6 protein-coding genes and 2 pseudogenes are annotated in these 23096 nt (G+C 57.9%); 3 read left to right on the top strand and 5 right to left on the bottom strand.

Translation table 11 applies throughout. The annotated features are described in order from the left end of the window. Window positions 1-426 precede the first annotated feature (426 nt). Entirely contained in the window at window positions 427-1137 is a 711-nt protein-coding gene (locus ACUN0G_RS12330) for a GntR family transcriptional regulator (protein ID WP_017478015.1), read from the bottom strand. A gap of 268 nt (window positions 1138-1405) precedes the next feature. Here ACUN0G_RS12330 and lapG point away from each other — a divergent pair, with 268 nt between their 5' ends. Further along, complete coding sequence (gene lapG / locus ACUN0G_RS12325) at window positions 1406-2098, top strand: cysteine protease LapG (protein WP_167665764.1); 693 nt, start codon at window positions 1406-1408, stop codon at window positions 2096-2098. A gap of 14 nt (window positions 2099-2112) precedes the next feature. Then, window positions 2113-4059 (top strand): cyclic di-GMP receptor LapD, encoded by a 1947-nt coding sequence (lapD, locus tag ACUN0G_RS12320; protein WP_445573549.1) that lies wholly within the window; start codon window positions 2113-2115, stop codon window positions 4057-4059. A 42-nt stretch (window positions 4060-4101) separates the two neighbouring features. On the opposite strand, the gene ACUN0G_RS12315 is transcribed toward lapD, so the two are convergent. From ACUN0G_RS12315 to ACUN0G_RS12300, 4 genes and pseudogenes are all read right to left on the bottom strand, one after another. Beyond that, the gene (locus ACUN0G_RS12315; RefSeq protein WP_258343063.1) at window positions 4102-4440 is read right to left on the bottom strand and encodes a tryptophan synthase subunit beta; all 339 of its coding nucleotides are present in this window, start codon (window positions 4438-4440) and stop codon (window positions 4102-4104) included. A 149-nt stretch (window positions 4441-4589) separates the two neighbouring features. Beyond that, window positions 4590-5594 carry a calcium-binding protein gene (locus ACUN0G_RS12310; RefSeq protein WP_445575553.1) on the bottom strand — a complete coding sequence of 335 codons (1005 nt, stop codon included), beginning with the start codon at window positions 5592-5594 and terminating at the stop codon, window positions 4590-4592. A 62-nt stretch (window positions 5595-5656) separates the two neighbouring features. After that, window positions 5657-20870, bottom strand: a pseudogene (locus tag ACUN0G_RS12305) (immunoglobulin-like domain-containing protein); the annotation flags it as partial. 129 nt (window positions 20871-20999) lie between these two features. Next, window positions 21000-21374, bottom strand: a pseudogene (locus ACUN0G_RS12300) (retention module-containing protein); the annotation flags it as partial. A 338-nt stretch (window positions 21375-21712) separates the two neighbouring features. On the opposite strand from ACUN0G_RS12300, the gene ACUN0G_RS12295 reads away from it, so the two are divergent. Then, complete coding sequence (locus tag ACUN0G_RS12295; protein ID WP_258343065.1) at window positions 21713-23071, top strand: TolC family outer membrane protein; 1359 nt, start codon at window positions 21713-21715, stop codon at window positions 23069-23071. Window positions 23072-23096 lie beyond the last annotated feature (25 nt).

Raw genomic sequence — 23096 nt, 5'->3', positions numbered from 1 at the left:
GCGCGCGGATGCCTTGATAGCGGATTAGCCATGCTTGAGGCTGGCTCCGTTATTCAAGAAGTCGCACGCTGTGACAAAACACAAGGCTTTATTTAAAGGAACGCCACTCACGGTGACGCCCGAGCATGAGTTCACGCTATTGGTTTGGGAGATTGGGAGTATGGATAATAAAAAACAATAATCTGATTGGGTGTTCAGCGGCTTTAAGTTTTATAAGTTTTTGCAAATAAATGTGTTGCTGTAGTTGGTGTGTTATATGAGGTGTGGGAAGTTTCCTTGGGTATTAAATATTGAGCTGGAGTGGTTATTTTTAACTAATGTTTCGCCGGGCAAAAACTTCGCCGCCGTAATGCACTGAGCTCCCCTGACCCAGGCGGCTTCGCAGCGCTATGTGGTCGAAGGGAGAGATTCAGTTCCTAAGAGCATTCACAGCGATGTTTTATCGTCGCTCTGCTCAAGGCTCCTGAGGTAACCCGTAATCACCTCCATGCCGCGGGTGAGGTGGTTACGCAACGTCAGGATGCTTTCTTCGATCTTCTTTTTTGCCACCAAATCCAGCAGTTCCCGGTGGTCTTCCTGGGACGTCTTGCCCAGGCCCATGGCTTCGAGGTTGAAGCGCAGGAAGCGCTCCTCTTCATTCAAGCCGTGCTCAACCAGCTTGAGCAGCCGCTGATTGCCTGCCTTGCCATACAGCGCCATGTGAAACAGGCGGTTGAGCCGGCCGATTTCGGTGTAGTCGCTTTCTCGTTCCAGCGCATCAATGAAGGCGCCAGCCTGGGCAATGTCATCGGGCGTGAGCAGGGGAATCGACAAGCGCAGCGCTTCGGATTCCAAGAGTATGCGCAGAGCGTAGGTTTCCGCCGAATGGTCTTCAATCAGCGGGGCCACCACCGCGCCTTTGTGGGTGACCACATGCAGCAGTGACTGGGCTTCCAGTTGACGCAATGCCTCGCGCACCGGCATCCGGCTGACCCCGAACAAGCTGGCCAGCTCCTGTTGGCGCATGGCGGTGCCGCAGGGCAAGCGGCCATCCAGGATGGCGTTGCGCAATGTTTCTTCAATCACGGAGCGAGCGAGATGGGCGGGGATAGGCCCGCTGATCTGGATGCTGCTCAAAGGGTTCGGCTTCTGCGTCACGACTACGCTATCCTCCTTTTCAGGGTGAGGTGGCTAATTGGATCCAATGCACACTAGAGTTTGTCCACAAGCTTGTCAAACAGGCAAGGTTTCGGCTTGTAAGCGACTCAACAACGCTGCTTTTTGACCCACATTTCTTGCTTGCTGCGTCTTACGGCCGCGGTGGAAAAATGGGTGCTGCCGCGGTGATTGCACCGTGCCATTGTTTTTTACCATTCGAACCTTCACCATCCAACGCTACTCCGTCTTCTTCTACGGATTGAACGCTTTGGCGGTACGTTTTATTCCCCCTTGGGTCCTGCGCTGGCTTTTTTCGGTGCTATTGCTGGCTGGCTTATTGCCTGGCGGGTTGCATGCCGATTGGGATTTCTCCCAGATCAGCCGCAAAGCAACCGCACTGTACGGCCCGTTGGGAGAAGGGCAGCAGCGCATTGATGCCTGGCAGCGGTTGTTGGCGACGCAGAAACAAGTCAGCGAGCTGGAGCAGCTTAAAGTAGTCAACCTGTTCTTCAACAAGCAAATGCATTATGTGGAAGACATCGACCTGTGGCACCAGGTGGACTATTGGGAAACCCCTATCGAAGGCCTGTGGAAGGGCGCCGGGGATTGCGAAGACTATGCAATCGCCAAGTATTTCAGCTTGCGTCATCTGGGCGTCGCCAGCGACAAATTGCGCATTACCTACGTCAAGGCGTTGCGTCAGAATCGCGCCCACATGGTCTTGACCTATTACTCGACGCCGGACGCGATGCCGCTGGTGCTCGACAGCCTGACTGATGAAATCCAGCCGGCAAGCCAGCGTACCGACTTGCTGCCTGTCTACTCCTTCAATGCTGAAGGCTTATGGTTGCCGGGCGCCAAGGGCGACAAAAAAGTCGGTGATACCAAACGCTTGTCACGCTGGCAGGATGTGTTGAAAAAAATGCGTGCGGAAGGCTTTCCAGCCGAGCCTGCCAACTAGGAGTACCTGTACAGATGTCTCTGTTCAAACAGCTTTTGATCGCTATCTGTCTGTTTTTGGTGGTCGCCTTCAGCGGCAGCTTCATGGTGAGCCTGGAAAGTTCGCGCACCCAATATGTCAACCAGCTGCGCTCCCATGCGCAGGACGCCGCGACCGCATTGGCGCTGTCATTGACCCCCAATATCGATGACCCGGCGATGGTGGAGTTGCTGGTCAGCTCGATCTTCGACAGCGGCTACTACGCCAGCATCCGCGTGGTAGATCTGAAGAATGACCAGGTCATTGTCGAACGCAACGGTACCCCCGACAGCGACGGCGTGCCCAAATGGTTCGTCAACCTGATCGGCCTGGAGCCGGCGGGCGGCGACGCCCTGGTTAACCGTGGCTGGGAGCAGGCGGCACGGGTCGAGGTGGTCAGCCACCCGATGTTCGCCCTGGCCAAGCTCTGGCGAAGCGCGCTTGGCAGCCTTGGCTGGCTGTTGCTGTGTGGCGCTGTCAGCGCCGTGCTGGGAGCCCTGTTGCTGCGCCGACAATTGAAGCCCTTGGACTACATGGTCAAACAGTCCCATGCGATTGCCCGTCGGGAATTCTTGAGCTTGCCTGAGCTGCCGCGCACCCCGGAGTTACGTCGTGTGGTGCAGGCGATGAACCAGATGGTGGAGAAACTCAAGGCGCTGTTTCAGGAGCAGGCCGAGCGCAGTGAAAGGCTGCGGGTCGAGTCATACCAGGACAACCTCACCGGCCTGGCTAACCGGCGCTATTTCGAGATGCAACTCAACGCCCGGGTGAGTAATCCGGAGGAGACCAACTCCGGTTATTTGCTGCTTCTGCGAGTCAAGGACCTGGCCGGGCTCAACCAGCGCCTGGGCGGCCAGCGCACCGACCAATTGCTGCAGGCGGTGGGCGAGCAACTGTTGCGTCAGTGCGAGCCGTACCCGGAAACCCACAACCTGGTCACCCGGATCCGCGGCGGCGAGTTTGCCGTGCTGGCGCCGGGGCTGGTACGCGAAGAGGCGTTGCAGCTGGCGCAAAACCTGGAAAACGTCCTGCTTAGCCTGCAAGCCACGGGTGCCAGCGATGTCACGCCGGTCGCTTACATCGGCCTGGCACCGTTCAACCATGGCGACGCACCCCAGGCCGTGCTGACACTGGCCGACCAGGCCCTTGCCCAGGCGGAGACCCAAGGGGACACCAGTTGGGTGTGCCTGGACCATAGCGCGCCGGCCAGCGTTGGCGATGACCATCATGCCTGGCATACCTTGCTCGACCGTGCGTTGACCGAGCAACGTTTTCAACTCTATTTCCAGCCGGTGGTTGCCAGCCACGACCCGCAGATGGTGCTGCACTACAAAGTGCTGTCACGCCTGCAGGGCGACCAAGGACAGACGATTGCGGCGGGGCGTTTCCTGCCATGGCTTGAACGCTTCGGCTGGTCGGCGCGCCTTGACCGCATGATGCTGGAGCTGGTGTTCAAGCAGATGGCCGGCCACACCGAATCCCTCGCGCTGAACCTGTCGGCCGCGACCTTGGCCGACCCTCAAGCCCTGAATCGAGTGTTCGAGTTGTTGCGTCAACACTCCAATCTTGGCCCACGGCTGACCCTGGAAATCGGCGAAGAGCAACTGCCGGAACAAGCGGCGCTTGAGCAACTGACCCATCGCCTGCGCGAGCTCAATTTCTCCTTGAGCCTGCAGCGCTTCGGCGGGCGCTTCAGCATGATCGGCAACCTGGCGCGCCTGGGCCTGGCCTACCTGAAGATCGACGGCAGCTACATTCGCGACATCGACCAAGAGAGCGACAAACGCCTGTTTATCGAAGCCATCCAGCGCGCCGCCCACAGCATTGACCTGCCACTGATCGCTGAGCGTGTGGAGACCGAGGGTGAGCTGGCGGTGATCTGCGAGATGGGCGTTTTCGGCGTGCAGGGGCAGTTGTTTGGCGAGCCGGCGCCCTGGAAGTAATGCGTGTAGCCGCTGCCAAGGCAGTGGCTACCGTCTGTGGCTTCAGATCAGCCCGGTTTCTTCATCGTTGATCAAGCTGTTCAGCCCACCGAGTGCTTCCCGCGCCTGGTTGCGATCCAACAGTTTGGCCTGGGCTGCCGGCGGCAGGTCGGTGACGCGAATCACCCCCTTGCTGGTCAATACCTGGATCAAGTCATCCAGCACCCGAATCATCTCCAGGTCGCTTTGCTTGAGCTGATTCAAGCTGGTTTCGACGAGCGTATTGGCATACCACGCTTCAATCTCATGGTGATCGGCCGGCAGCGTTTCCGTTGACTCGGTGAAGGGCGCGGCCTCTACGCGAATCAGCCCGCCGTGGGCATCACGTTGCACATAAAACATAACAATCCCTCAGCAATGAAGCCCGCAGCCATCAACACAGGCTAACGGTGGGTAATGGGTGCGAGTATGCGGTGCAATCGTCCCACAGAGCCAGTGACGAGCCATTAATGGACATCGGCCGCCCGGTTGGGCGGCCGATGAACGCAGGCTTAGGCGGTGTGATCGATCTTGATGGTCGGGTCGGCACCACTGATCAGCGAGTTGATGCTGGTGTGAGACCAGTCGTTGCCTTCCAGCTTGATGGTGACATCTGCGTTCGCCAGACCGCCGGCCTTGTTCAGGTTACCTTCGGTACTGACTTGCAGTGTCGAGACGCCTTCCACCGTGGTGATCTTGAGGTAGTTGTCGATGGTGCTGTCGCTCTCACCTTTCAACAGATCCCGCAGGTCAATCCGGTCACCGTCCGCGGCCTTAAAGTCCTTGATCACGTCGTTGCCCAAGTCACCAGCCTTCCACACGAACAAATCAGCACCGGAACCACCCACCAGGATGTCGTTGCCCTGCCCGCCGATCAACGTGTCGTTGCCGGTACCGCCCAGCAGGATGTCATTACCCTTGCCGCCATCGAGGTAGTCATTGCCGCCCTGACCGAACAGGATGTCGTCGCCGTTGCCGCCCAGCAGCGTGTCGTTCCCGTCCTTGGCGCCGGACACATCAAAGTCGGCGTAGTGTTCGGTCACGTACTGATGCACGTTCGACGTGGTGACGGCCGTGACGGCCACCCCGGTTTTCTGTGCGACGAAGGCCTGCAGCGCGTTGTAGCCCTCGCCGGTGACCCCACTGAAGCTCACCAGGTCACCGAAGATGATGTCATTGCCATCGCCGCCGTTAATGGTGTCAGAGCCCGGCAAGGTCGCCTCGGTGTGGCCCAGGATAGCGTTGGCCAAGTCCTTCGGATCGATGTTGCTCTGTGGCTTGCCGTCCGAGTCGTACGGTTTGAGGTCGTTGAGGCTGACCCCGCTGTTGATACCAATGGCCTCCACGCTGGACAAGCCGCTGAGCAATGCAAACCCGCTGCCGGCATTGCTGGTCGTCGCAGAGCTGGTGCTGCTACCGCTGCCGTCCAGGTACGAGACCTCATAGGTGCCGTCGCCTTGGGCATGCACGGTGCCGATGACGCCGCTGTCGTACCAGCTGCCGTTCCAGTTCTGCATCCACTTGTGAACCTGACCGGCGCTGTCGATCAGTTGCAGCTTGCTGCTGCCGACGGTGATCGAGAACGCGTTGCCCAACTGATAGTTGTTGGTGTTGATGTAGTCATCCAGCCGGCCATCGGTGGCAAAGTAGTTGTAGAAGTCGGCGACCACCGGGTTGGTCTGTTCGCCGTTCTGGAAGTACGTCGGCTGGCCATCAGTGATGAAGTAAGTCAGGTTGGTCGCGCCGGTATTGCCGGTCGCCAGGTTGCTCTGGAAGAAGTTGGCGGTGGCCTTGAACACGTCTTCATAGTTGGTGCCGCCACCGGAGACCATCGAATCCAGCACGCCCTTGAGTATCGCCAGCGCATTTGGATCGTTCAGGTTAATCGCCACCGATTTATTGACCTGGGTATCGAAGTCCGCCACGAAGATATTCACGGTGCCCGATGTGTTGGCGCCGAGGCTGTTTTTCAGTGAGCTGAACACCGAGGTCAGCGACGCCTTGGCCGCGTTGACCGAGTCGGTGCTCATGCTGCCGGAGCTGTCGACCATGAACGCGATGTTGTAGTTCTTGCCTTGCACCACGTTCAGGCCACCGATGTCCGCGACCACAATGTCATTGGCATCGGTGCCGGTGATGTTGTCGCTGCCCGACGTCGCGGTGATCGAGTTGTAGTTCGCCGGGTAAACCGTGACCGGCAACTGCGCGGTGGTAACGGCCGAGCCGCCCAGGCTTTCAGTCGAGGTCGAGGTCACCGTCAGGTTGAACTGGCCGCTGTAGTAGGTCGGTGGCTTGATGGTCAGGGTGCTCAAGTCCCAGCCCGTTACGTTCACTTCACCGGTGCTCGCGCCGGCGCTATAGGTATGCCCGGCACCATCGGTGAGTACCGAACCTGCCGGGATCCCGCTGATCTTCACGCTCAGGCTTTCCGAGCCGTCAGTATCGGTCAGGCTGGTGGTGACCTTGGACAGGTGCACCGAGCCATTCTCCAGGCCTTCGTTGAGCTTGTAGCCGGTGTAGTAACCGTCGCCGTTGCTGCCATGCAGGTCGGACACGGTCACGCCGGCATTGATCAGGTCGCTGACGCCGGTGTAGAGCGGTATGCCGCTGGTGTTCAGGGGCTGGACCGCACCGTTGCCGATTTGCACGTTGACGTTATAGCTGCCAGGTCCGGACTGGTTGGCGTGGTAGATCTCGATGCTGTAGTAGCCGCTGACGGTCGGGGTGATCGAACCGCTGAACTTGCCGCTGTTGGTGCCCCACAGCGCGCTCGCTACGTCTTTGCCGCCAACGTTGATCACCAGGCTGTCATCGCCGGTGCCGCTGAAGGTGTAGCTCTTCCCGGCTTCCATGTAGATCAGGCCGGAAGTCTTGGAGCCAGAGCCCCCCGCAACGTTCGTTTCAGACACGACAGTGGTCACGGTGGTGCTGGTGTTCGGCGTGCCGGCGTTATCAATCGCGTTTTTCAGGTCTGCCGGTGCAGCGCCGTTGCCGTTGGTGCCCAGGTTCGCAATGCTGTTCCAGCTTTGCTTGGTCAGGCCTACGGAATTCACGGTGTTATCCGCGACCGTCAGGTTCGGCGCGTCCGCCACTGGGGTGATATCGACTTTCACCGTCGCGGCAGTGCCCAGATCCTTGCCATCGGTTGGCTGGAACTTGAACTGCGCATAGTCGGCCTGTTTATTGCCAATACCAGTACCGCCGTAACCATCGGTTCCGGACTCGTTGGCATTGGGCGTAAAGCGCAATTGCCCGGCGTCGATCTGGGCCTTGGTAAAGGTCTGGCCGCTGGTCACGTTGGACCAGGTCACCCCGTCCGCTGCCAGGAACTGCAATTTACCGGCAACCGGCAACTCGGTGATTTTCACCCCGAGGCTCGCTTGTGGCGAGTCGACGTCAGTCACGCCGAAGTTCGACCAGGCCAGGGCCAGCGGCGTGTCTTCGGTACCCGTGACGGCGCTGCCGGTAGCGACCGGCGCATCGTTGACGGCCACCACGTTGACGGTGGCAGTGGCAACGTTGGAGTAGTTACCGCCATCGGTCACCGTCACGGTAATGATCCGCGGCGTGGTGCTCGGGTCATGGCTGTTGTTGGTGAACGTGATGTTCTGGATCCGCGTCATGTAATCGGCCAGCGTCGCGGTGCCTGACAGCGTCAGGGTGATGGTGCCCGTCTGGTTGTTGGAGTTGATCGTGATGCCGTTGACGCTATTGCCCAGGTTCAACGCGTCGCCCACTTGCGCGTTGGTCAGGGTAACGGTGGCGCCGGTCAGCATGGTGCTGTCCGGGTCGGTGATCTTGATGTCGGTGTCAGCAATCGACACACCCGGCCCGGTGGTGCCTTCGGTGAACGTCACCTTGTAATCTGCACCGGTGGCGCCGCTGGAATTGTTGGCGTCCAGGTCGATGACCGGCGGGGCGTCGTTATCGATGATATTGGTGCTGATGCTGCCATTGGTGCCGCTGATCGCCAGCTTCTCGAAGTTGCCACCAGAGGTCTTGTCGATGGTGATCACCAGCGTTTCGGTAGGTTCGGTCAGCTTGTCGTCAAGGGTGTTCACGTTGAAGGTTGCACTGCTGGCGCCAGCCGGGATCTTCACGGTGTAGACGCCGTTGAAGTCCGAACCGTCGGTGGCCGTGCCGCTGTATTTCAGCGTGACGGTCACGTCAGTGGCCGCCGGGTTGCTCAGCGTGAGGGTGTAGTGGGCTGTCTGGCCCTCATTCACTGAAGCATCGCCAGTGATGCTGATCGTGGTGGTGTCGATCGAGTCGGTGATGGTGGTGACCGCTGGGTGGCTATTATCCGGGACCAGCTTCTCGAAGTTGCCGCCAGTGGCTGTGGTGATGGTGGTACTGACGGTTGAGCTGTTGTTGTAGACGTCGTTGGCTGGCGTCTGGAAGACCACGGTACCGGTGGTTTTGCCGGAATCGATAGTGATCACCTGGCCGTTGGACAAGGTCACGGTCACCGGGGCGTGAGCGACGTTGCTCAAGGTCGCGGTGTAGGTGATCTGGCCGCCTTCAGTGATCGCGGTGTTGGCCGTCGACAGCGTCACAGTGGTGGTGTCGATCGAATCCGAAATGACAGTGGTCGGCGGGTTGGTGTTATCCGGGACCAGTTTCTCGAAGTTGCCGCCAGTGGCTGTGGTGATCGTCGTGCTGACGGTGGAACCGTTGTTGTAGACGTCGTTGGCTGGTGTCTGGAAGACCACAGTGCCGGTGGTTTTACCGGAATCGATAGTGATCACCTGGCCGTTGGACAAGGTCACGGTCACCGGGGCGTGAGCGACGTTGCTCAAGGTCGCGGTGTAGGTGATCTGGCCGCCTTCAGTAATGGCGGTGTCAGTGGTGCTCAACTTGACGGTCGTGGTGTCGATCGAGTCGGTGATGGTGGTGACAGCTGGGTGGCTGTTATCCGGGACCAGTTTCTCGAAGTTACCGCCAGTGGCCGTCGTAATGGTGGTGCTGACGGTGGAGCCGTTGTTGTAGACGTCGTTAGCCGGAGTCTGGAAGACCACGGTGCCGGTGGTTTTACCGGAGTCGATAGTGATCACCTGGCCGTTGGACAAGGTCACGGTGACCGGGGCGTGAGCGACGTTGCTCAAAGTCGCGGTGTACGTGATCTGGCCGCCTTCAGTGATCGCGGTGTTGGCCGTCGACAGGGTAACGGTGGTGGTGTCGATCGAATCCGAAATGACAGTGGTCGGCGGGTTAGTGTTATCCGGGACCAGTTTCTCGAAGTTGCCGCCAGTGGCTGTGGTGATGGTCGTGCTGACGGTGGAGCCGTTGTTGTAGACGTCGTTAGCCGGAGTCTGGAAGACCACGGTGCCGGTGGTTTTGCCGGAATCGATAGTGATCACCTGGCCGTTGGACAGCGTCACGGTGACCGGGGCGTGAGCGACGTTGCTCAAGGTCGCGGTGTAGGTGATCTGACCGCCTTCAGTAATGGCGGTGTCGGTGGTGCTCAACTTAACGGTCGTGGTGTCGATCGAGTCGGTGATGGTGGTCACCGCTGGATGGCTGTTATCCGGAACCAATTTTTCGAAGTTGCCGCCAGTAGCCGTCGTAATGGTGGTGCTGACGGTGGAACCGTTGTTGTAAACGTCGTTGGCCGGCGTTTGGAAAACCACAGTGCCGGTGGTTTTGCCGGAATCAATGGTAATCACCTGGCCGTTGGACAGGGTCACGGTGACCGGCGCATGCGCTTCATTCGAAAGCGTGGCGGTGTAGGTGATCTGGCCGCCTTCGGTGATGGCGGTGTCAGTGGTGCTCAACTTAACGGTCGTGGTGTCGATCGAGTCGGTGATGGTGGTCACCGCTGGATGGCTGTTATCCGGAACCAGCTTCTCGAAGTTGCCGCCAGTGGCCGTCGTAATGGTGGTGCTGACGGTGGAACCGTTGTTGTAAACGTCGTTGGCTGGCGTTTGGAAAACCACAGTGCCGGTGGTTTTGCCGGAATCAATGGTGATCACCTGGCCGTTGGACAGGGTCACGGTGACCGGCGCATGCGCTTCATTCGAAAGCGTGGCGGTGTAGGTGATCTGGCCGCCTTCGGTGATGGCGGTGTCAGTGGTGCTCAACTTAACGGTCGTGGTGTCGATCGAGTCGGTGATGGTGGTCACCGCTGGATGGCTGTTATCCGGAACCAGTTTCTCGAAGTTGCCGCCAGTAGCCGTCGTAATGGTGGTGCTGACGGTGGAACCGTTGTTGTAAACGTCGTTGGCCGGCGTTTGGAAAACCACAGTGCCGGTGGTTTTGCCGGAATCAATGGTAATCACCTGGCCGTTGGACAGGGTCACGGTGACCGGCGCATGCGCTTCATTCGAAAGCGTGGCGGTGTAGGTGATCTGGCCGCCTTCGGTAATGGCGGTGTCGGTGGTGCTCAACTTAACGGTCGTGGTGTCGATCGAGTCGGTGATGGTGGTCACCGCTGGATGGCTGTTATCCGGAACCAGTTTCTCGAAGTTGCCGCCAGTAGCGGTGCTGATGGTGGTACTGACCGTCGATCCGTTGTTGTAAACATCGTTGGCTGGTGTTTGGAATACCACGGTACCGGTGGTTTTGCCTGCGTCGATGGTGATGACCTGTCCGTTAGACAGAGTCACGGTTACCGGCGCGTGAGCTTCGTTGCTCAAGGTCGCGGTGTAGGTGATCTGGCCGCCTTCGGTGATCGCGGTATCGGTGGTCGACAGCGTCACAGTAGTGGTGTCGATCGAATCCGAAATGATGGTGGTCGGCGGATTAGTGTTATCCGGAACCAACTTCTCAAAGTTACCGCCAGTAGCCGCCGTAATCGTGGTGCTGACGGTGGAACCGTTGTTGTAGACGTCGTTGACCGGAGTCTGGAAAACCACAGTGCCGGTGGTTTTACCTGCATCAATGGTAATGACCTGGCCGTTGGATAGCGTCACGGTGACCGGGGCGTGAGCTTCGTTGCTCAAGGTCGCGGTGTAGGTGATCTGGCCGCCTTCGGTAATCGCAGTGTCTTTGGTCGACAATGTCACCGTAGTGGTGTCGATCGAATCCGAAATGATGGTGGCCGGCGGATTGGTGTTGTCCGGAACCAGTTTCTCGAAGTTGCCGCCAGTCGCGGCTGTGATCGTGGTGCTAACGGTCGAAGCGTTGTTGTAAACGTCGTTGACTGGTGTCTGGAAAACCACGGTACCGGTGGTTTTACCGGCATCGATGGTAATCACCTGGCCGTTGGACAGCGTCACGGTCACTGGCGCATGAGCTTCATTGCTCAAGGTCGCGGTGTAGGTGATCTGGCCGCCTTCGGTAATCGCAGTGTCTTTGGTCGACAATGTCACCGTAGTGGTGTCGATCGAATCCGAAATGATGGTGGCCGGCGGATTGGTGTTGTCCGGAACCAGCTTCTCGAAGTTGCCGCCAGTCGCGGCTGTGATCGTGGTGCTAACGGTCGAACCGTTGTTGTAAACGTCGTTGACTGGTGTCTGGAAAACCACAGTGCCGGTGGTTTTACCAGCATCAATGGTGATCACCTGTCCGTTGGACAGGGTCACGCTCACCGGCGCATGCGCTTCATTCGAAAGCGTTGCCGTGTACGTGATTTGGCCACCTTCGGTGATCGCAGTGTCAGTGGTCGACAGCGTCACAGTGGTGGTGTCGATCGAGTCCGAAATGACGGTGGTCGGCGGATTGGTGTTGTCCGGAACCAGCTTCTCGAAGTTACCGCCAGTAGCCGTCGTAATGGTTGTGCTAACGGTGGAACCGTTGTTGTAGACATCGTTGACGGGGGTTTGGAAAACCACGGTACCGGTGGTTTTACCGGCATCGATGGTAATCACCTGGCCGTTGGACAGCGTCACGGTCACTGGCGCATGAGCTTCATTGCTCAAGGTCGCGGTGTAGGTAATCTGACCGCCTTCAGTGATCGCCGTGTCGTTAGTCGACAAGGTCACGGTGGTGGTGTCGATCGAGTCGGTAATCGTGGTGGTCGGCGGATTGGTGTTATCCGGAACCAACTTCTCAAAGTTGCCGCCAGTAGCCGCAGTAATCGTGGTGCTAACGGTCGAGCCGTTGTTGTAAACATCGTTGACCGGTGTCTGGAAGACCACGGTGCCCGTGGTTTTACCCGCATCGATGGTGATCACCTGGCCGTTGGACAGGGTCACGGTCACTGGCGCGTGAGCCTCGTTGCTCAAGGTCGCGGTATAGGTGATCTGACCGCCTTCGGTAATAGCGGTGTCATTAGTCGACAGCGTTACCGTCGTGGTGTCGATCGAATCCGAAATGACAGTGGTCGGCGGATTCGTGTTATCCGGGACCAGCTTCTCGAAGTTGCCGCCAGTAGCCGTCGTAATCGTGGTGCTAACGGTAGAACCGTTGTTGTAGACGTCATTGACCGGGGTTTGGAAAACCACGGTACCGGTGGTTTTACCGGCATCGATGGTGATCACCTGGCCGTTGGACAGGGTCACGGTCACTGGCGCGTGAGCCTCGTTGCTCAAGGTCGCGGTGTAGGTGATCTGACCGCCTTCGGTGATCGCCGTGTCGTTAGTCGACAAGGTCGCGGTGGTGGTGTCGATCGAGTCGGTAATCGTGGTGGTCGGCGGATTTGTATTGTCCGGAACCAACTTCTCGAAGTTGCCGCCAGTGGCCGCCGTAATCGTGGTGCTGACGGTGGAACCGTTGTTGTAGACGTCGTTGACCGGAGTCTGGAAAACCACGGTACCCGTGGTTTTACCGGAGTCGATAGTGATCACCTGGCCGTTGGACAGAGTCACGGTCACCGGCGCATGCGCTTCATTGCTCAAGGTCGCGGTGTAGGTGATCTGACCGCCTTCGGTGATCGCCGTGTCGTTAGTCGACAAGGTCACGGTGGTGGTGTCGATCGAGTCGGTAATCGTGGTGGTCGGTGGATTGGTGTTGTCCGGGACCAGCTTCTCGAAGTTGCCGCCAGTAGCCGTCGTAATGGTGGTGCTAACAGTGGAACCGTTGTTGTAGACGTCATTAACCGGCGTTTGGAAAACCACGGTGCCCGTGGTTTTACCCGCATCAATGGTAATAACTTGACCGTTAAACAGGGTCACGGTCACCGGCGCTTGAGCTTCGTTGCTCAAGGTTGCGGTGTAGGTGATCTGACCGCCTTCGGTAATGGCGGTGTCAGTGGTCGACAGAGTTACGGTGGTGGTATCGATCGAGTCCGAAATCACAGTGGTCGGCGGATTGGTGTTGTCCGGAACCAACTTCTCAAAGTTGCCGCCAGTGGCCGTGCTGATGGTGGTGCTAACGGTGGAACCGTTGTTGTAAACGTCGTTAACCGGTGTTTGGAAAACCACAGTGCCGGTAGTTTTGCCGGCATCAATGGTGATCACCTGACCGTTAGACAGCGTCACGGTCACCGGCGCCTGCGCTTCATTCGAAAGCGTGGCGGTGTAAGTGATCTGACCGCCTTCGGTGATGGCAGTGTCGTCGGTCGACAACGTCACCGTAGTGGTATCGATCGAATCCGAAATGACGGTGGTCGGCGGATTTGTATTGTCCGGAACTAACTTCTCAAAGTTGCCGCCAGTAGCCGCTGTAATCGTGGTGCTAACGGTGGAACCGTTGTTGTAAACGTCATTGACCGGAGTCTGGAAAACCACGGTGCCCGTGGTTTTACCCGCATCAATGGTGATCACCTGACCGTTAGATAGGGTCACGGTCACCGGCGCTTGAGCTTCGTTGCTCAAGGTTGCGGTGTAGGTGATCTGACCGCCTTCGGTGATTGCAGTATCGGTGGTCGACAGCGTCACGGTGGTGGTGTCGATCGAATCCGAAATGACGGTGGTTGGCGGATTGGTGTTGTCCGGAACCAGTTTCTCGAAGTTGCCGCCAGTGGCGGTGGTAATCGTGGTGCTAACGGTGGAACCGTTGTTGTAAACGTCATTGACCGGAGTCTGGAAAACCACAGTGCCCGTGGTTTTACCCGCATCAATGGTGATCACCTGGCCGTTAGACAGGGTCACGGTCACCGGCGCTTGAGCTTCATTCGAAAGCGTGGCGGTGTAAGTGATCTGACCGCCTTCGGTGATGGCGGTATCGGTGGTCGACAGCGTCACAGTGGTGGTGTCGATCGAATCCGAAATGACGGTGGTTGGCGGATTGGTGTTGTCCGGAACCAGTTTCTCGAAGTTGCCGCCAGTGGCGGTGGTGATCGTGGTGCTAACGGTCGAACCGTTGTTGTAGACGTCGTTGACCGGAGTCTGGAAAACCACGGTGCCCGTGGTTTTGCCTGCATCAATGGTGATCACCTGACCGTTAGACAGGGTCACGGTCACCGGCGCCTGCGCTTCATTCGAGAGCGTGGCGGTGTAAGTGATCTGGCCACCTTCAGTGATCGCAGTGTCGTTAGTCGACAAGGTCACGGTGGTGGTATCGATCGAATCCGAAATGACGGTGGTCGGCGGATTAGTGTTATCCGGAACCAACTTCTCGAAGTTACCGCCAGTGGCGGTGGTGATCGTGGTACTAACGGTCGAACCGTTGTTGTAAACATCATTGACCGGCGTTTGGAAAACCACGGTGCCCGTGGTTTTACCCGCATCAATGGTGATCACCTGACCGTTAGACAGCGTCACGGTCACCGGCGCCTGCGCTTCATTCGAAAGCGTGGCGGTGTAAGTGATCTGGCCACCTTCGGTAATGGCGGTGTCAGTGGTCGACAGCGTCACCGTAGTGGTATCGATCGAATCCGAAATGACGGTGGTCGGCGGATTCGTGTTATCTGGGACCAGCTTCTCGAAGTTGCCGCCAGTGGCTGTGGTGATAGTCGTGCTGACGGTGGAGCCGTTGTTGTAGACGTCGTTAGCCGGAGTCTGGAAGACCACGGTGCCGGTGGTTTTACCGGAATCGATAGTGATCACCTGGCCGTTGGACAGGGTCACGGTAACCGGCGCTTGAGCTTCGTTGCTCAAGGTCGCGGTGTAGGTAATCTGCCCACCTTCGGTGATGGCGGTGTCAGTGGTCGACAGCGTCACGGTGGTGGTATCGATCGAGTCCGAAATGACGGTGGTCGGCGGATTGGTGTTGTCCGGAACCAACTTCTCGAAATTGCCGCCAGTAGCGGTGGTGATCGTGGTACTAACGGTCGAGCCGTTGTTGTAAACATCGTTGACCGGAGTCTGGAAAACCACAGTGCCCGTGGTTTTACCGGCATCAATGGTGATGACCTGGCCGTTTGACAGAGTCACGGTCACTGGCGCCTGCGCTTCATTCGAAAGCGTGGCGGTGTAGGTGATCTGACCGCCTTCAGTGATGGCGGTGTCAGTGGTCGACAGCGTCACGGTGGTGGTGTCGATCGAATCCGAAATGACGGTGGTCGGCGGATTAGTATTGTCCGGGACCAGCTTCTCGAAATTGCCGCCAGTCGCGGTGGTAATGGTGGTGCTAACGGTCGAACCGTTGTTGTAGACGTCATTAACCGGCGTTTGGAAAACCACGGTGCCGGTGGTTTTACCCGCATCAATGGTAATAACTTGGCCGTTAGACAGCGTCACGGTCACCGGCGCTTGAGCTTCGTTGCTCAAGGTCGCGGTGTAGGTAATCTGCCCACCTTCGGTGATAGCAGTGTCGGTGGTCGACAGCGTCACGGTGGTGGTGTCGATCGAGTCCGAAATCACAGTGGTCGGCGGATTGGTGTTGTCCGGAACCAACTTCTCAAAGTTGCCGCCAGTGGCCGTGCTGATGGTGGTGCTAACGGTGGAACCGTTGTTGTAAACGTCGTTAACCGGTGTTTGGAAAACCACAGTGCCGGTAGTTTTGCCGGCATCAATGGTGATCACCTGGCCGTTAGACAGCGTCACGGTCACCGGCGCCTGCGCTTCATTCGAAAGCGTGGCGGTGTAAGTGATCTGACCGCCTTCGGTGATGGCAGTGTCGTCGGTCGACAACGTCACCGTAGTGGTGTCGATCGAATCCGAAATGACGGTGGTCGGCGGATTTGTATTGTCCGGAACCAGCTTCTCGAAGTTGCCGCCAGTAGCCGTCGTAATGGTGGTGCTAACAGTGGAACCGTTGTTGTAGACGTCGTTGACCGGCGTTTGGAAAACCACGGTGCCGGTGGTTTTACCCGCATCAATGGTAATAACTTGGCCGTTAGATAGGGTCACAGTCACCGGCGCTTGAGCTTCATTCGAGAGCGTGGCGGTGTAAGTGATCTGGCCACCTTCGGTGATCGCAGTATCGGTGGTCGACAGCGTCACGGTGGTGGTGTCGATCGAGTCCGAAATCACAGTGGTCGGAGGATTTGTATTGTCCGGAACCAGCTTCTCGAAATTACCGCCAGTAGCGGTGGTAATCGTGGTGCTAACGGTCGAACCGTTGTTGTAAACGTCATTGACCGGAGTCTGGAAAACCACGGTGCCCGTGGTTTTGCCTGCATCAATGGTAATGACCTGGCCGTTAGATAGGGTCACGGTCACCGGCGCCTGCGCTTCATTCGAAAGCGTTGCCGTGTACGTGATTTGGCCACCTTCGGTGATCGCAGTGTCAGTGGTCGACAGCGTCACAGTGGTGGTGTCGATCGAGTCCGAAATGACGGTGGTCGGCGGATTGGTGTTGTCCGGAACCAGTTTCTCGAAGTTACCGCCAGTAGCGGTGGTAATCGTGGTGCTAACGGTCGAACCGTTGTTGTAAACGTCATTGACCGGAGTCTGGAAAACCACGGTACCCGTGGTTTTGCCCGCATCAATGGTGATCACCTGGCCGTTAGACAGGGTCACGGTCACCGGCGCTTGAGCTTCGTTGCTCAAGGTCGCGGTGTAGGTAATCTGCCCACCTTCGGTGATGGCGGTGTCAGTGGTCGACAGCGTCACGGTGGTGGTATCGATCGAGTCCGAAATCACAGTGTTCGGCGGATTAGTGTTATCCGGGACCAACTTCTCGAAATTGCCGCCAGTCGCGGTGGTGATGGTGGTGCTAACGGTCGAACCGTTGTTGTAAACGTCGTTAACCGGTGTTTGGAAAACCACAGTGCCGGTAGTTTTGCCGGCATCAATGGTGATCACCTGGCCGTTAGACAGCGTCACGGTCACCGGCGCCTGCGCTTCATTCGAAAGCGTGGCGGTGTAGGTGATCTGGCCGCCTTCGGTAATAGCGGTGTCATTAGTCGACAGCGTTACCGTCGTGGTGTCGATCGAATCCGAAATGACGGTGGTCGGCGGATTGGTGTTATCCGGAACCAGCTTCTCGAAATTACCGCCAGTAGCGGTGGTAATCGTGGTGCTAACGGTCGAACCGTTGTTGTAAACATCGTTGACCGGCGTTTGGAAAACCACGGTGCCCGTGGTTTTACCCGCATCAATGGTAATAACTTGGCCGTTAGACAGGGTCACGGTCACCGGCGCTTGAGCTTCGTTGCTCAAGGTCGCGGTGTAGGTAATCTGCCCACCTTCGGTGATGGCGGTGTCAGTGGTCGACAGCGTCACGGTGGTGGTGTCGATCGAGTCCGAAATGACGGTGGTCGGCGGATTAGTGTTATCCGGAACCAGCTTCTCGAAGTTGCCGCCAGTAGCGGTGGTGATCGTGGTACTAACGGTCGAGCCGTTGTTGTAAACATCGTTGACCGGAGTCTGGAAAACCACAGTGCCCGTGGTTTTACCGGCATCAATGGTGATGACCTGGCCGTTTGACAGAGTCACGGTCACTGGCGCCTGCGCTTCATTCGAAAGCGTGGCGGTGTAGGTGATCTGACCGCCTTCAGTGATGGCGGTGTCAGTGGTCGACAGCGTCACGGTGGTGGTGTCGATCGAATCCGAAATGACGGTGGTCGGCGGATTAGTATTGTCCGGGACCAGCTTCTCGAAATTGCCGCCAGTCGCGGTGGTAATGGTGGTGCTAACGGTGGAACCGTTGTTGTAGACGTCATTGACCGGCGTTTGGAAAACCACGGTACCCGTGGTTTTGCCCGCATCAATGGTGATCACCTGACCGTTAGACAGCGTTACAGTCACCGGCGCCTGCGCTTCATTCGAGAGCGTGGCGGTGTAAGTGATCTGGCCACCTTCAGTGATCGCGGTGTCAGTGGTCGACAGAGTCACGGTGGTGGTGTCGATCGAATCCGAGATAACAGTGGTCGGCGGATTTGTATTGTCCGGAACCAGCTTCTCGAAATTGCCGCCAGTGGCGGTGGTGATCGTGGTGCTAACGGTGGAACCGTTGTTGTAGACGTCGTTGACCGGAGTCTGGAAAACCACAGTGCCCGTGGTTTTACCCGCATCAATGGTAATAACTTGGCCGTTAGACAGAGTCACGGTCACCGGCGCTTGAGCTTCGTTGCTCAAGGTCGCGGTGTAGGTGATCTGACCGCCTTCGGTAATGGCGGTGTCAGTGGTCGACAGCGTCACGGTGGTGGTGTCGATCGAATCCGAAATGACGGTGGTCGGCGGATTCGTGTTATCCGGGACCAGCTTCTCGAAGTTGCCGCCAGTAGCCGTCGTAATGGTGGTGCTAACAGTGGAACCGTTGTTGTAGACGTCATTAACCGGCGTTTGGAAAACCACGGTGCCCGTGGTTTTACCCGCATCAATAGTGATCACCTGACCGTTAGACAGGGTCACGGTCACCGGCGCTTGAGCTTCGTTGCTCAAGGTCGCGGTGTAGGTGATCTGACCGCCTTCGGTAATGGCGGTGTCAGTGGTCGACAGAGTTACGGTGGTGGTATCGATCGAATCCGAAATCACAGTGGTCGGCGGATTTGTATTGTCCGGAACTAACTTCTCAAAGTTGCCGCCAGTAGCCGTCGTAATGGTGGTGCTAACAGTGGAACCGTTGTTGTAAACGTCATTGACCGGCGTTTGGAAAACCACGGTGCCCGTGGTTTTACCCGCATCAATGGTGATCACCTGACCGTTAGACAGCGTCACAGTCACCGGCGCTTGAGCTTCGTTGCTCAAGGTCGCGGTGTAGGTGATCTGACCGCCTTCAGTGATTGCGGTGTCAGTGGTCGACAGCGTCACGGTGGTGGTGTCGATCGAGTCCGAAATGACGGTGGTCGGCGGATTGGTGTTATCCGGGACCAACTTCTCGAAGTTACCGCCAGTGGCGGTGGTGATCGTGGTGCTAACGGTCGAACCGTTGTTGTAAACGTCGTTAACCGGTGTTTGGAAAACCACAGTGCCGGTAGTTTTGCCGGCATCAATGGTGATCACCTGACCGTTAGACAGCGTCACGGTCACCGGCGCTTGAGCTTCGTTGCTCAAGGTCGCGGTGTAGGTAATCTGCCCACCTTCGGTAATGGCGGTGTCAGTGGTCGACAGCGTCACGATGGTGGTGTCGATCGAGTCCGAAATGACGGTGGTCGGCGGATTGGTGTTATCCGGAACCAACTTCTCGAGATTGCCGCCAGTAGCGGTGGTGATCGTGGTACTAACGGTCGAACCGTTGTTGTAGACGTCATTGACCGGCGTTTGGAAAACCACGGTGCCGGTGGTTTTACCTGCATCAATGGTGATCACCTGACCGTTGGACAGCGTCACAGTCACCGGCACCTGCGCTTCATTCGAAAGCGTGGCGGTGTAAGTGATCTGGCCACCTTCAGTGATCGCGGTGTCGTTAGTCGACAGCGTTACCGTCGTGGTATCAACCGAGTCGGTGATCGTCGTCACAGCTGGCGTAGTGCTCGGCACCAGGTTCTCAAAATTACCGCCAGTAGCCGCGGTAATGGTGGTGCTAACCGTCGAACCATTGTTGTAAACATCATTGGCTGGCGTATCGACGACAACCGTCCCGGTGGACTTCCCGGCTTCAATGGTAATCACCGAGCCATTGCTCAAAGTGACAGTCACCGGTGTCTGCGCGGGGTTGGTCAAGGTAGCGGTGTATGTAATCTGACCGCCTTCGGTGACGGTATCACCGGCCGTCAGCGTGACCGTAGTGGTATCGACCGAATCGGTAATGGTGGTAACCGCTGGCGTAGTCGCCGGCACCAGGTTCTCGAAGTTACCGCCGGTAGCCCCGGTAATCGTGGTGCTGATGGTTGAACCGTTGTTGTAAACATCGTTGGCTGGCGTATCGACGACAACCGTCCCGGTGGACTTTCCGGCTTCAATGGTAATCACCGAGCCATTGCTCAAAGTGACAGTCACCGGCGTCTGCGCGGGGTTGGTCAAGGTAGCGGTGTAAGTAATCTGACCGCCTTCGGTGACGGTGTCACCGGCCGTCAGCGTGACCGTAGTGGTATCGACCGAATCGGTAATGGTGGTAACCGCTGGCGTAGTCGCCGGCACCAGGTTCTCGAAGTTACCGCCGGTAGCCCCGGTAATCGTGGTGCTGATGGTTGAACCGTTGTTGTAAACATCATTGGCAGGCGTATCGACGACAACCGTCCCCGTAGACTTCCCTGCTTCAATGGTAATCACCGAGCCATTGCTCAAAGTGACAGTCACCGGTGTCTGCGCGGGGTTAGTCAGGGTAGCGGTGTAAGTGATCTGACCGCCTTCGGTCACGGTATTGCCGGCTGTCAGCGTGACAGTGGTGGTGTCGACGGTGTCGGTGATTTGGGTCACCGCCGGCGCGGGGTCGGTGGTCAGCACCAGGTTGTTGCCACCGGTGGTGCCGGTGACGGTGACGCTGATCTGGCTTGCATCGATGTACGGGGTGTCGTTGGGGGCCAGGGGCACATTCACGGTGCCCGTCAATTGGCCGGCCGGGATGGTGATCACCGCGCCATTGGACAGGGTGATGCTCAGGTCGCTGGTGGGCGCCTGCGTCACCGTGGCGGTGTAGGTCAGCACGCCGCCCGCTTCGGTGATGGTCGGGGTCGCGCCCAGGGTCAGGGTGGAGGCTTGCAGCACCAGGCCGCCCGCGTCGTTCGGCTGTCCGCCAGTATTCTGGGTCAGGGCCGAGGTGGTCACACCCAGGCCGGCTGTTGGGAAGCCAATGGTCGGCGCGACGCTGGCCGCCGTTGCATCCAGCACCACGAAACTATGGCCGCCACCCGCTGCGCCCGTGCCGGCCGCAGTCGGCCCTGCTGCGGTAGCTTCCAGGTCGGTGGTCGGGTCGGCGCCGGCAGCGATGGCTTGCTGCAGCTCGGCAACCGACGGCGCGGCCTGGGCAGTGGCTTGGGCCAGGTCGAGGCTGGAGTCCGGCGTGTCGGCGCTCCACTGGGTTTCACGGCCCAGGTCCAGTGTGCGGCCGTCGGCCAGCTCCAGGCTAACGGCGCCCGAGAGGCCGGTGTCTACCTGATCCCCTGCGAACAGTCGGTCGCCTTCGACAAGTACACGTCTGACTCCTTCTGGAGAAATGACGAAAACTTGGCCAACAATGCTTTTGACGATGGCAACAACACTGCTCATTGAAGATTTCTCCGGCGATCCGTTCGGGTAACTTCCATAGACCTGAGCACTAGTTAGCGTCAGTTTGGAGGTGTTAAGACTTTTGACAGGTGATTCGTCAATAATTTGGCGATAATTTTTAGGAATTAACTTTATGCCAAACTATTGACCTTATGGCCGCCATCCTAAACAATCGCCCCACTAATGTCACATTGATATTTATGCGGCGAACCGTCCTACATGTGTGAACCAGTTCCGCTTTTGAACTTTCCGACGTACGGTCATTACGGTTGCCATTTTCCGACACAGCGACTCGATCTGCTGTGATTTGAGACAAGAAGTCCTGGGGAATTTTTGAAATGCGTTTGCACCTGTTTAAGGCACTGCCGTTCGTCCTCGCCGCGAGTTTTGTACACGCCCAAACATTGCCTCAGGCCATGCAACAAGCGCTCGACGTGCACCCTGAGATTCAGGCCGGCGTAAATAGTCGTATCGCCGCCGACTACCAATTGCGAGCCGCCCAAGGTGGCTACCTGCCGAAGGTGGATGTGGCCGCCGGCTACGGTCGTGAAGGCGTGGACAACTCCACCACTCGTGCCGCCAATGGCCGTGGCAACAACCAATGGGACACGCTCAACCGCGGCGAATCGAGCCTGCGCCTGCAGCAAATGATTTTTGACGGTTTTGCCACTTCCAGCGAAGTAGGGCGTCAACAAGCCACCGTTAACTCCCGTGCCTATTCGTTGCTCGGCACCTCTGAGCGCACCGGCCTGACCGTTGCCCAGGTCTACCTGGACGTGCTGACCCGTCGTGAATTCGTGCGCCTGGCTGAAGAGAACCTGCGCAATCACGAGCGCATCTACGACCAGATCAAACTGCGCACCCAGCGCGGCGTCGGTAACGGTGCTGACCAGGACCAGGCTGAAGCCCGCCTGGCTCAAGCCCGTAACAACCTGATCACCGAGCAGACCAACCTGGCCGACTCCCAGACTAACTATCTGAGTGCCGTGGGCCAGATGCCTGATCAGTTGGAGCGCCCGGCACCGTTCATGACAATGCTGCCAGCCGACCTGAACGAAGCGCGTCGCCAGATGCTCGACAACAGCCCGATCCTGCGCTCGGCTGAATCCGACATCGTCGCAACCGAACAGCAGTACCAAGCCGCCAAATCGACGTTCTACCCGCGTTTCGATGCTGAACTCGGCACCAATGCCGACAACAACGTCAGCGGTGACCCGTCCCACAGCAATGGCTGGGAAGCCATGTTGCGCATGCGCTTCAACCTTTACTCCGGGGGCAGCAACAAAGCTGACCTGGAATCCAAATCGGCCCTGTCCAACCAGGCCCTGGATATCCGCAATAACGCCTTGCGCCAGTTGAACGAGGAGCTGGGCCTGGCCTGGAACGCTCTGAACAACGCCAACGCCCAAGTGCCGATCGCCCAGCAATACGTCGATCACAGCACCCGAGTACGCACTTCCTACCAGCAGCAATTCAGTTTGGGCCAACGTACCCTGCTCGATTTGCTCGACAGCGAGAACGAACTGTTCACCGCTTCCCGCCGTTTGGAAGAGATCAAAAACATTCAGTTATTTACTCAGTACCGAATCAAGGCGACCATGGGCGAATTGCTCAAAAGCCAGGGAGTGGTCGCGCCAATGGCCTCCGTCGTGCAAAACGACGTGAAGCCTAAAGTCCAACTGCCAGGGATGAATTGAGCCACCCCTCCAAGCCCCATCTGTT

The sequence above is a fragment of the Pseudomonas sp. 32A genome (assembly GCF_052682255.1).
This window is presented reverse-complemented; position numbering and strand designations above follow the sequence as displayed.

Bases quoted from the DNA above. Each gene is read 5' to 3' on its own strand.
- lapD (WP_445573549.1), top strand. From the start codon at position 2,113: ATGTCTCTGTTCAAACAGCTTTTGATCGCTATCTGTCTGTTTTTGGTG.
- ACUN0G_RS12315 (WP_258343063.1), bottom strand. From the start codon at position 4,440: ATGTTTTATGTGCAACGTGATGCCCACGGCGGGCTGATTCGCGTAGAG.
- ACUN0G_RS12310 (WP_445575553.1), bottom strand. From the start codon at position 5,594: ATGCAGAACTGGAACGGCAGCTGGTACGACAGCGGCGTCATCGGCACC.
- ACUN0G_RS12295 (WP_258343065.1), top strand. From the start codon at position 21,713: ATGCGTTTGCACCTGTTTAAGGCACTGCCGTTCGTCCTCGCCGCGAGT.